We start from the raw sequence: 11,437 nt of genomic DNA, 5'->3' as shown, positions 1-11,437 counted from the left end.
TCACCCCCAACCCCTCTCCCACTGCGGCGGGAGAGGGGAGTTTAGCGCAAGGGTTTCACACGAAAAATGGGGTGAGGGAACCCAATCTGATGATTTAGCGTTCATGCTATTCAGTTGAAGTCTAAATCGAAACGTTCAACAGTTCGGCGTTTGCTGGCGCAAGCTGTTCATGGAGAGGTTCCCGATGCCATTGGCATTTGGCCTTGCTAGGATGAAGTTATGCTATCGTTCGTCCGACCAGAATATCTCTGGTTTTTGCTGGCGCTGCCACTGGTCTGGCTGTTGGGCTGGCTCAATAACCGTGGTCGCACAGGCCAACGCCGTTGGTGGGCCTTGGGCTTACGCACGCTATTGCTGCTGTGTTTGATCGGCAGCCTTGCCGGAACCCAAGTACGCCAACCAGTTCAAAACCTAACCACGGTATTTTTGCTCGATAGCTCCGACTCAATTGCCCCGGGCCAACGCTCTAACAACGAGCAATTTATTGCCCAAGCGCTCGAAACCATGCAAGAAGGCGATAAAGCTGCCGTCGTGGTGTTTGGCGAAAACGCTTTGGTTGAGCGGGTTCCCTCTGAAATTCAGCGCTTAGGCACAATTCAATCGGTGCCAATTGCTGCGCGTACCGATATTAGCGAAGCAATTCAGCTTGGTTTGGCGCTGTTTCCCGCCGATACCCAAAAACGTTTGGTGTTGCTCTCTGATGGTGGCGAGAACAGTGGCCGCGCCTTGGAGATGATCCCACTGGCGCAACGCCGCAATGTGCCAATTGATATTGTGCCAACAGGCATTGGCCAAGGCAACCCCGAAGTGGCAATTAGTGCCTTTCGGGCACCATCAGCCGCCCGTTCAGGCCAAGAAATTCAGTTGATCGCCACGATTGAAAGTAATACCGCCCAATCAGCCCAATTGCGCTGGCGAGCCGATGAGCAAATTGTACTGGAAGAAGCGATCAATCTACCAGTTGGCACGAGTAGCTTTACCACAACGCTCGTTGTCAACGATCAAGGCTTCCATCGCTATAGTGCCCAAGTTGTGCCAACCAGCGATACGCGTGCCCAAAATAATGTGGCGGCTTCGTTGGTGCAAATTGGTGGCCCGCCCAAGGTGCTGCTGGTTGAAGGCGAAGTCGGCGATGCAAGTGCGCTCAAGCCAGCACTCGAAGCTGCCAACCTTGTACCAGTCGTTGTTCCAGCCACTGGCTTGCCCACCGATTTAGCAGCATTGAGCGATTATGAAGCAGTCTTGTTGCTGAATGTGCCGTCGCGCGATATCGATCAAGATACCCAAAAATTATTACGCTCGTATGTTGGCGACCTTGGGCGTGGCTTGGCAATGATCGGCGGTCGCCAAAGTTTTGGCGTGGGTGGCTACACGGCCACCCCCATCGAAGAAGCCTTGCCCGTCAATATGGATGTGCGCAATCGCCAACAACGCCCTGATATTGCTTTGGTGTTTATCATCGACAAATCGGGCAGTATGGATGCTTGTCACTGTAACGGTGGCGATATGGCGGCGCGTGAAGGTGGTGGCACGCGCAAAATCGATATTGCCAAAGAAGCGGTGGCTCAAGCCGCTGCGGTGCTGGGCAAAGACGATAAATTGGGTGTCGTGACCTTTGATGATTCGGCGCATTGGACGATTGAACTCGATAAAGTGCCCAGCCAAGATGATGTTGTCGCGGCTTTGGCTCCTGTGCCACCAAGCGGCCAAACTAACGTGGTTAGTGGCATGAACGCTGCCTATGAGCAATTGCGCCAGAGCGATGCTAAAATCAAACATGCGATTTTGCTGACCGATGGTTGGGGCCATGCTACCGATATCGGATCAATCGCCGAAAATATGAACAAAGATGGCATTACGCTCTCGGTGGTTGCAGCAGGTAATGGCTCGGATAACGCTTTGCAACGCTATGCTGAGCTGGGTGGTGGACGTTATTATCCAGCCCGCGTGATGGAAGAAGTGCCGCAAATCTTCTTGCAAGAAACGATTCAGGCGGTTGGCACTTATATCGTTGAAGAACAATTTACCCCGGCTTATGCTGGCGATAGCCCGGTGCTGGCCGATTTGCAAGAAGGCTTGCCAAGCTTGTTGGGCTATAACGGCACAGTCGAAAAAGATAACGCTCAAGTTATTTTGACTGCCAGCGATGGCTCTCCCATTTTGGCCCAATGGCAATATGGGCTTGGCCGGAGCATCGCTTGGACGAGCGATCTCAAGGGCAAATGGGCCTCAAACTGGGTCACATGGGAAGAATTTCCACGCTTCACGGCGCAGTTGGTTGGTTGGCTTTTGCCACGTATCAGCAACGATAATGTCAGTGGTGAGGCCTCGTTAATTGGCAGCGACGTGCAAATTGATATTGTTGCCAACGACGAGAAGGGCAATCCACAAACTGCGATGAACGTCAATGCTCGTTTGATCGGGCCAACTGGCGAGGCGATTGATGCAACCTTGGCTGAAGTTGGGCCTGGCCAATATCGCGCACGGGTGGCTAGCCCAATTGCTGGCACCTATTTGATTCAGGTGATCGGCAATGATGCAAACGGCAAGCCAGCCTTTGCCCGCACCTTGGGCTTGATTGTTCCCTACTCGCCAGAATATCGCCAAGGCCAATCTAACCCTGAATTGCTGAGCACTTTGGCCAAAGCCACTGCGGGCCGCAGCTTGAGCCAACCAATGCAAGCGTTTGATCATACGCTGGATGCAGTGCGCCGCGCTACGCCTATTGATTTGGGCTTGTTGTTTGCAGCTTTGGTGTTGCTGTTGCTTGATATCGCAATTCGCCGCCTCAACTTGCGCCGCAAAGATTTTGCCGCCTTGCAAGCAGCTCGCAAAGAGCGCCAAACGATTGCTGCCGCCCCAACTGCCACAATGAACAGTTTGCAGGGAGCCAAGGGGCGTGCCCGCCAGCAAATGTTCAGCGATAAGAGCGAGCGCGAAGTTAAGCCCAAAGAAAACCCAGCAACTACGCCATTACCAAGTACACCAAACAATCCAACCAAAGCCGTTGATGAAGCCGAAGATCCACTCGAACGGCTCCGCGCCGCCAAAAATCGTGCCCGCAGGCAATAAGCTTTGATCCACGAAGGCCACGAAGAGCACGAAGAACTATTCTTTGTGTTTCTTCGTGGCCAATATTATTCATTCTGCGTGAAATTCCGATCCCCGCTCCCCAACAACCGCTCCCCAGACTTTACGTTCTTAACCAAGTATGTGGGTTGCTCATGCTCAACCTCAAAGCCGCAGGCCTGATAAAAACTTGCGGCTTCAGGATTATCAGCTAGCACCCAAACCGCGCTTATCGTCTGTTCGCGCATCCATGCTTCCATTGTTTGCAAGAGGGCTTGACCGATGCCTTTACGCCGCCAGTGGTGATGCACGCCAATTTCGTAGAGCAAGACCTCACTACCTTCGCCTGAGCGCAACGGCACAACCACACAGTACAAAAAGCCCGTAATGATTTCAGCCTCACGCGCGACCCAATATAACACCGCTGGATTGGCCAAAAATTGGCGTGCCGCTTGATCATCAAGCGCGGTCAGTGGTTCATCAGTTTCAGGTTCAAGCCCAAATAGCGCATCATCCAAAGCCAATTGTTGAATAATCGCCTCGTCGCCAACCCCCAGCCGATCGATAGTGATTGCCATAATTCAAACTCCTTACACTGTAAATCTATTTTAAAAATTGCTGCTTGACTCTGCCACTGTGATAGGGTGTAGCATCAACGACATCAGATTTACAAGGATGGTTGCTATGTTCAAGATTGGTGAATTTTCGCGTTTGGCTCAAGTTTCGGTGCGGATGCTACGCCATTACGACAAATTAGGCTTGCTCATTCCCAACCAAATTGATCAATGGACTGGCTATCGTTACTACTCAGTTGAGCAATTGCCACGGCTGCATCGCATTGTGGCACTCAATGGCCTGGGGCTAAGTCTCCAACAAATCGGCGAATTATTGAACCACGATGATCTTTCGGCTGATCAACTGCGTGGGATGTTGCGCCTGCAAGAAGCCCGCTTAACTGCTGAACTGGCCAAAAAGCAAGCCCAACTAGCCGAAGTCAGTGCTCGCTTGGCCCAAATTGAACATGAACAAGAGCCATGGCCCTATGCCATGATGCTCAAATCGACCGCTGCTGAGCCGATTGTCAGCATGCGAGCGATTGTACCAAGCCTTGATCAAATGGGTTATTACTGTCATCGGCTTTATGCATCGCTGTATCAACAAGTGCAACAGCAGCGCATTCCAATCCTTGCCCAAGAAATTACGATCTATCACAACGAGGAGTTTATCGAAACCGATATTGGAGTCGAAGTAGCAGTCAGTTTGGCCGAGCACAATATGGCTCAATTGCCCGATAGCAACATCAAGTTTCAAACCCTGCCTAGCCTCGAATTGGCCGCAACCCTCGCTTTCGAAGGCAGTTTTAGCGAAATTCACGCCGCCGCTTTGGCGCTGTTGGGCTGGGTTGGCTTGCACAACTACGAAATGATTGGGCCACTGCGCGAATTTCATCGTTCAGGGCCAGCCCACAATGCTCAAGGCGGCATTCAAGAGCCAGCGGTAATTGAATTACAACTACCAATCAAACTACGAGATAATGAAAGGAATTAAGATGATCGCCACCAAAGCCTATCCTACAACCAACCAAACTGAACGAAGCATGACCAGCACCTATCGCTGGGCAGCCGGATTACTTTTCGCTCAATTTAGCGTGTTTCTAGTTGCCTTTTTGGTGCTCAGCAGCGCAATCGATTGGCCTGCCAGTCTCGATAATCCAGCTTCGCAATCGTTGCCCTTGATTCTACAAGAACGCTCGGCAGTTGCACTCGGCTATACGGCCTATTTCCTTTCGGCAACTATGCTTATTCCGATCGCTTTGCTACTATGGCAAATTCTGGCGAGCGAAAGCGCCTTGATGCGGGTTACGGCTGGCTTGGGTATGTTGGCAGGCTTTGCCAAATTGCTGGGGATTGGGCGCTGGTTGTTGATGATGCCAACCCTTGCCGAACAATATAGCGCCACCAGCGATCCTAACCTACGCGCCACCATCGAAGTGATTTACACTAGTTTCAATAATTATGCTGGCGGTGTTGGCGAGCAAATTGGCGTGGCCTTGTTTGGTGGTTTATGGACGGCGGGCGTAGCCTTGACGATTCTACGCCAAACAACATTGCCGCGCTGGCTGGGCTATAGCGGGCTGATCGCCGCCGCCAGTGTGTTGGTTTCGCTAATCGAACTCTACGGTATTAGTGCTGGGCCAATGTTGACGGTCAGCGGCAGCCTTTGGCAATTTTGGCTGATTACGCTTGGTGGTATGTTGTTGCGCCATAAATCCAAAGCATAAACTTATTCTTACAACTATTATTAAGGAAATTGAAGGTATAGTCCCTCACCCCCAACCCCTCGCCCACTGCGGCGGGCGAGGGGCGTTCCCTATCATCATGATGGACGGTTCCCCCTCGCCTCGCGTGCGGGAGCGGGGGCTAGGGGGTGAGGGATCGCTGACAATCCTTACCCCTAAAACCTTACCCAAACTCACCTATTTTCATCCCCGCATCCTTCATCCTTCATCCTTCGCCAACTCTGCGCCTCTGGGTTAAAACATCCTAGCCCCTGATCCCTAACCCCCTGATCCCTCGCAACCTTTGCTATTTACCAATGACAATGGTATCTTGTGAGGCGATATTGGCAACTTTATGAATTGGAACCAGGCCATGCATTTTGCTGAACTTGCCAGCGTGCACTATCAAACTCCAACGCTCTTAACTATTGGCAAATTTGATGGCGTGCATCAAGCCCATCAACAACTCCTGCGCCGTTTGGTCGAACGCGCTCGCCAGCACAATTGCCATAGCGCGGTCTTGACCTTCGATCCGCATCCTGATGAGATTTTGCGGCCTGAGCGTGAGATTCGCTACTTAACCACAATCAATGAGCGAGCAGCATTAATGCAAGAGCTAGGCATCGATTTGCTGGCGGTGTTGCCGTTCACCCATGCTACCTCGCAGCTTAGCCCCAAGGCTTTTTTACAATTGCTCTTGAATCATGTGCCAGTTCGTGAATTGTGGGTTGGCCCAGATTTCAAGCTTGGTCATCGCGGCACTGGCACAATTCCGGTTTTGCAGGAGTTTGGCCAAGAGTTGGGATTTACGGTCGAGCCAATTCCCTACTGGACGCTTGATGGCGAGATTGTTAGCTCAACTGCGATTCGCACTAGTTTAGCTGCTGGCGATGTCCAAACTGCCAATCATTATCTTGGGCGGGCATTTAGCTTGCAAGGCACGGTTATACCAGGCGATCAGCGTGGGCGCAAGATTGGCTTTCCAACCGCCAATGTGCAAATTGCCAGTAATCATACGTTGCCCGCTGATGGTGTTTATGTTTGCAAGGTTCAGTTGCTTGATGATCGGCGTAGTTTTGGCGCTGTGACCAACATCGGCGTGCGGCCAACTTTTGGCGTGCTTGGTCGCGCAGTTGAAGCTCATTTATTTGATTTCAACGAAGATATTTATGGTCGCCCGTTGCGAGTTAGCTTTTTACAACATATTCGCGGCGAACAAAAATTTGCTGGCATCGAACAACTGGTGGCCCAGATTGGCCGCGATGCCCAATTTGCCCGTGAATGGCTTGCCAACGCCTAAAAAACCAACCCCTTTTTTAGAATTCAAAACATTTGTGCGAATTTCTAAAAAAAGGGGTTGACTTCTACCGAGCGCGAGAGTATAATGCCCGCAAGTTTAAACCTCGTATTGTCTCTTGACACCTCCAACCGTTGGTGCTATAATCTCCTTTTGCAAAAATAGCTTTTCGTAGTGTTTGGACGAGGCTTTCGATCCACGCCAAGAACTTAAACCAATACCACGCCATTGGGCGTATTTTTCGTTGCGCTGCCGCCAAAAGCAGTCAAACTCGCAGCCGGACAACCACAAGTCGCATTTTTGACTACGGGTGTTTGGAGGTGAGCATTTTGTGCTTTTGCGGGGCTAGGGAGCGAAGCTGATGCCGCAAGTTCAGTCAACTGTTATCCTGCCACCGCTGATCACGTCCAGTATCTTCCGCGATGACCAAGGTCGTGCGATGATCGCATCACGTCGGAGTTTTGCTCGCATTACCGATGCGATTGAATTACCGAAGTTGATCGAAACCCAGATCGATTCGTTTCGCTGGTTTCAACGTGAAGGGCTACGTGAATTGTTCGATGAAATTAATCCCATCGACGATTTCACGGGCAAAAACCTAGAGCTTTCGTTTAGCGATTATGAGTTCGGCGAACCCCGCTATAACGAATTTGAGTGCCGTGAACGTGATATGACCTACGCCGCCCCCCTGCGGGTTCGCGTGCGCTTGAAGGTCAAAACTACCGGTGAAATCAAGGAAAGCGATATCTTCCTTGGTGACTTCCCATTGATGACCAATAATGGGACGTTTGTGATCAACGGCGCAGAACGGGTTGTTGTGTCGCAGTTGATTCGCTCACCTGGCGTGTATTTCAAGGAAGAAAAAGAGCCAACCAGCGGTCGTTCGCTCCACAGTGCTAAGTTGATCCCCAACCGTGGTGCTTGGCTGGAGTTTGAAACGAATAAGCGCGATGTGCTTTCGGTCAAGGTTGACCGCAAACGTAAGTTGCCAGTCACGATCTTGATCCGCGCGGTGCTCGGCTTATTTGGCGATAAACCACTCGATCAATGTGGGCTGAATGAAGACGTTATCGCCTTATTCGCCAATGTCGATGTTAACCGCGACCACCAATATATCGCTTCAACCTTGGATAAAGATCCATCAACCAATGCCAAAGAAGCGATTATGGAATTGTACAAGCGCTTGCGCCCAGGCGATCCAGCAACTGTCGATAACGCCCGTTCGTTATTGGAAACCTTGCTGTTCAACGCCCGCCGCTACGACTTGGGCAAAGTCGGTCGCTATAAATTAAATCGCAATCTGTGGGAAAAAAGCCGCCTCTTCGAAGGCCAAGAAATTCCCAGCCTAACCATGCGCGTGCTCAGCAAAGCCGATTTGTTCAAAATCGTCGAGCGCTTGATCGATCTCAATAATGGGATTGGCAACCCCGATGATATTGACCACCTCGGTAACCGCCGCGTGCGGACTGTCGGCGAATTGATTCAAACCCAATTCCGCGTCGGTTTGCTGCGTATGGAACGGGTGATCAAAGAACGCATGTCGTTGCAAGAACCAGAAGCTGCAACTCCCAATGGCTTGATCAATATCCGGCCTGTGGTTGCCGCTATGCGCGAGTTCTTCGGCGGTTCGCAACTTTCCCAGTTCATGGATCAAACCAATCCATTGGCTGAGTTGACCCACAAACGCCGCCTTTCAGCGCTTGGCCCTGGTGGTCTGAGCCGCGACCGTGCAGGCTTTGAGGTTCGCGACGTTCACCACTCGCACTATGGCCGGATCTGCCCGGTTGAAACGCCTGAAGGTCCAAACATCGGTCTGATCGGTACGATGTCAACCTTTGCACGGGTTAACGAAATGGGCTTCCTTGAAACGCCCTATCGCCGTGTCTATCGCGAAGTTGATAATGCCCCGCTCTGGCTTGAACGTGGCATGACTACCCGCGATGTGCGCCACCTCAGCACTGGCGAGTTGATCGCTCGCGCTGGGGCACGGGTCGATGCTGAATTAGCCAAAATCATTGCGATCGGTGTGCTCAATGGACAATTGCTGCGTGAAGATATTGTCAACCCAGCGACTGGCGATTTGATTGCCGAAGCTGGTTCAGAAATTGACCGCGCCTTGGCAACCAAAATTGCCGATTTGCCCTTACGTGCAATCAAAATTCACCCAGTTGTCACCAATGAAACCGACTATTTGCCAGCCGATGAAGAAGATAAGTTCATCATTGCCCAAGCTAACGCTTTGCTTGACGAACGCTTCCGCTTTATCGACCCAACGGTTTCATGCCGCCATGCTGAAGATTTCGTCCAAGCTCCAATCGCCTCGGTCGATTATATGGACGTTTCGCCCAAGCAGGTGGTCAGTGTTTCAACCGCGTTGATTCCGTTCTTGGAACACGACGACGCAAACCGTGCCTTGATGGGTTCGAACATGCAGCGCCAAGCTGTGCCGTTGTTGCGCCCTGATGCGCCAATTATCGGTACTGGCATGGAGCACAAAGCCGCCCGCGACTCAGGTCAGGTGGTTGTGGCTCGTGCCGATGCTGTGGTGCTTTCATCGAATAGCGAACGCATTTTGGTTCGCGAAAACGATGGCACTGAACGCACCTATCCATTGCTCAAGTTCTTGCGCTCGAACCAAGATACCTGTATCAACCAACGCCCAAGCGTCTTTATTGGCGATAAAATTCGGGCTGGCGAGGTAATTGCCGATAGTTCTTCGACCCAAAATGGCGAGCTAGCGCTTGGCCAAAATATTCTCGTGGCCTACATGCCTTGGGAAGGTGGGAACTTCGAAGACGCGATTTTGGTTAGCGAACGCTTGGTACGCGAAGATATTTTCACTTCGATTCACATTGAAAAATATGAAGTCGAAGCTCGCGATACCAAACTTGGCCCCGAAGAAATTACCCGCGATATTCCTAACGTCGGCCAAGATAGCCTTAAAAACTTGGACGAACGCGGGATTATCTATGTTGGTGCTGATGTTCAGCCAAACGATATTTTGGTTGGCAAAATCACACCCAAGGGCGAAACTGACCTGACCGCTGAAGAACGGCTCTTGCGAGCTATCTTCGGTGAAAAGGCCCGCGAAGTTAAAGATAGTAGCTTGCGCGTTCCCAACGGGGTCAAAGGTAAAGTCATTGATGTCAAGGTCTTTACCCGCGACGAAACAACTGAAATGCCTGTCGGTGTCAATCAAACGGTGCGGGTGATGCTCTGTCAAAAGCGCAAAATCAGCCCAGGCGATAAGATGGCAGGCCGCCACGGCAATAAAGGCGTGGTCAGCCGCGTGCTGCCAATCGAAGATATGCCATTCTTACCCGATGGCACGCCTGTTGATATCGTCTTGAATCCGTTGGCGGTGCCAAGCCGCATGAACATCGGCCAGATTTTGGAAACTCACTTGGGTTGGGCTGCTTCACGCTTGGGCTTCCGTATCGCCACGCCAGTCTTCGACGGCGCACGCGATGAGGATATTATCAAAGCTCTCGCTGAATCAGGCCTGCCATCCGATGCCAAGATCGATCTCTACGATGGCCGCACTGGCGAGAAATTCGATAATCCAGTGACCGTCGGTTACAAATATATGCTCAAGTTGGCGCACTTGGTGGAAGATAAGATCCACGCTCGCTCAACTGGCCCTTACAGCTTGGTGACTCAACAGCCACTCGGCGGTAAGGCTCAGTTCGGTGGTCAGCGCTTTGGTGAAATGGAAGTTTGGGCGCTCGAAGCCTATGGCGCTGCTTACATTCTCCAAGAAATGCTCACGGTCAAGTCCGACGACGTGGTTGGTCGGGTCAAAACGTATGAGGCGATCGTCAAGGGCGATCCAATCAACGAAGCCGGCGTACCTGAATCGTTCAAGGTCTTGATCAAAGAGTTGCAATCGCTTGGTCTGTCGGTCGATGTGTTGACCGCTGATGAACGCCCGGTTGAGCTAACCGATAGCGAAGCCGATGACTTAATCTCACTCGACGGCATCAACCTGTCGGGGATGGAAAAAGGCGAACTCTAAACTTCGGTTGCGATCCATTGCTCTCGCGGTAGTTCCCAATGACGTGAACTACCGCCTCTCTATCGCACGGTGCTAACCATGGCTCGACCTGCTGCTAGCAATCCTTTCTTTCGCACATGGTCACCAACCATGGCCTATGTTCTAGGCTATTGGTGGGCTGATGGATATATGCGAATTCATTCCAACACTGGTGGTCATTTTGTTCAGATCGCTAGTATTGATATAGAACACTTACAAGCAATTGCCGATGCTATGGGTGCGACAACAGCTTTGCGTCAAGTACGTAAAGAATCAACCTGTCACGAAATGGTTATTTGCAATCAAGGCTTGTATCACGATCTACTCAATCTTGGGGGAATTCCAAATAAATCGCATGTTATAGGCTTTCCTAATGTACCAACCGAATATCTCGTGGATTTTATTCGTGGGTTTATTGATGGTGACGGTACCTTAGTTTGGAATGGAGATCGGCCTGTCATTCAAATTTACTCTGGTTCTCAGCAGTTACTGCTGGAAACAGGTAGATGTATTGAATTAATGACTGGAATTCCAGCACCAAATATTAGCCATAATCGCAATAATTATTACATCAAGTGGAGCACAATTCGTGCTAAGTGTTTAGCAATATGGCTGTATCATAATAATAGCCTGATGCTAGCACGTAAGGCTGCTATCGCGCAGCAATTTGAGCAATGGCAACCAAAGAAGTCGCCTGAGCGGGGAACAATTACCGAGAAGATGCGCTTGCATTTTGCAAACTATCTTCCTTAACCGAGGA

At 51.0% G+C, this 11,437-nt stretch carries 7 protein-coding genes; 6 read left to right on the top strand and 1 reads right to left on the bottom strand.

From position 1 onward, the window contains the following. Nucleotides 1-219 precede the first annotated feature (219 nt). The gene (locus tag DEF47_RS24495) at nt 220-3,072 is read left to right on the top strand and encodes a VWA domain-containing protein (protein WP_012187809.1); all 2,853 of its coding nucleotides are present in this window, start codon (nt 220-222) and stop codon (nt 3,070-3,072) included. 65 nt (nt 3,073-3,137) lie between these two features. On the opposite strand, the gene DEF47_RS24490 is transcribed toward DEF47_RS24495, so the two are convergent. Continuing rightward, complete coding sequence (locus DEF47_RS24490) at nt 3,138-3,647, bottom strand: GNAT family N-acetyltransferase (protein WP_012187808.1); 510 nt, start codon at nt 3,645-3,647, stop codon at nt 3,138-3,140. 106 nt (nt 3,648-3,753) lie between these two features. Between DEF47_RS24490 and DEF47_RS24485 the strand changes: the two genes are divergently transcribed. The 5 genes from DEF47_RS24485 to DEF47_RS24465 all read left to right on the top strand — a co-directional run bounded on the left by DEF47_RS24485 (nt 3,754) and on the right by DEF47_RS24465 (nt 11,430). After that, the gene (locus DEF47_RS24485; RefSeq protein WP_012187807.1) at nt 3,754-4,617 is read left to right on the top strand and encodes a MerR family transcriptional regulator; all 864 of its coding nucleotides are present in this window, start codon (nt 3,754-3,756) and stop codon (nt 4,615-4,617) included. Between the two features lies 1 nt (nt 4,618). Continuing rightward, nucleotides 4,619-5,350, top strand: a complete 732-nt coding sequence (locus DEF47_RS24480) for a DUF4386 domain-containing protein (RefSeq protein WP_012187806.1) — start codon at nt 4,619-4,621, stop codon at nt 5,348-5,350. A 370-nt stretch (nt 5,351-5,720) separates the two neighbouring features. Continuing rightward, nucleotides 5,721-6,647 carry a bifunctional riboflavin kinase/FAD synthetase gene (locus tag DEF47_RS24475; protein WP_287045376.1) on the top strand — a complete coding sequence of 309 codons (927 nt, stop codon included), beginning with the start codon at nt 5,721-5,723 and terminating at the stop codon, nt 6,645-6,647. A 358-nt stretch (nt 6,648-7,005) separates the two neighbouring features. Then, nucleotides 7,006-10,659, top strand: coding sequence for a DNA-directed RNA polymerase subunit beta (gene rpoB, locus DEF47_RS24470; protein ID WP_012187804.1), 3,654 nt, complete (start codon nt 7,006-7,008; stop codon nt 10,657-10,659). 78 nt (nt 10,660-10,737) lie between these two features. Continuing rightward, on the top strand, nt 10,738-11,430 hold the full coding sequence (locus DEF47_RS24465; RefSeq protein ID WP_012187803.1) for an LAGLIDADG family homing endonuclease: 693 nt from the start codon (nt 10,738-10,740) through the stop codon (nt 11,428-11,430). Nucleotides 11,431-11,437 lie beyond the last annotated feature (7 nt).

The organism is Herpetosiphon sp. (assembly GCF_003512625.1).
GTDB classification, from domain to species: domain Bacteria; phylum Chloroflexota; class Chloroflexia; order Chloroflexales; family Herpetosiphonaceae; genus Herpetosiphon; species Herpetosiphon aurantiacus.
This window is presented reverse-complemented; position numbering and strand designations above follow the sequence as displayed.

Excerpts from the sequence above, each read along its gene's own strand:
- rpoB (WP_012187804.1), top strand. The coding sequence starts at position 7,006 with ATGCCGCAAGTTCAGTCAACTGTTATCCTGCCACCGCTGATCACGTCC.
- DEF47_RS24465 (WP_012187803.1), top strand. The coding sequence starts at position 10,738 with ATGGCTCGACCTGCTGCTAGCAATCCTTTCTTTCGCACATGGTCACCA.
- DEF47_RS24485 (WP_012187807.1), top strand. The coding sequence starts at position 3,754 with ATGTTCAAGATTGGTGAATTTTCGCGTTTGGCTCAAGTTTCGGTGCGG.
- DEF47_RS24475 (WP_287045376.1), top strand. The coding sequence starts at position 5,721 with ATGCATTTTGCTGAACTTGCCAGCGTGCACTATCAAACTCCAACGCTC.
- DEF47_RS24495 (WP_012187809.1), top strand. The coding sequence starts at position 220 with ATGCTATCGTTCGTCCGACCAGAATATCTCTGGTTTTTGCTGGCGCTG.
- DEF47_RS24490 (WP_012187808.1), bottom strand. The coding sequence starts at position 3,647 with ATGGCAATCACTATCGATCGGCTGGGGGTTGGCGACGAGGCGATTATT.
- DEF47_RS24480 (WP_012187806.1), top strand. The coding sequence starts at position 4,619 with ATGATCGCCACCAAAGCCTATCCTACAACCAACCAAACTGAACGAAGC.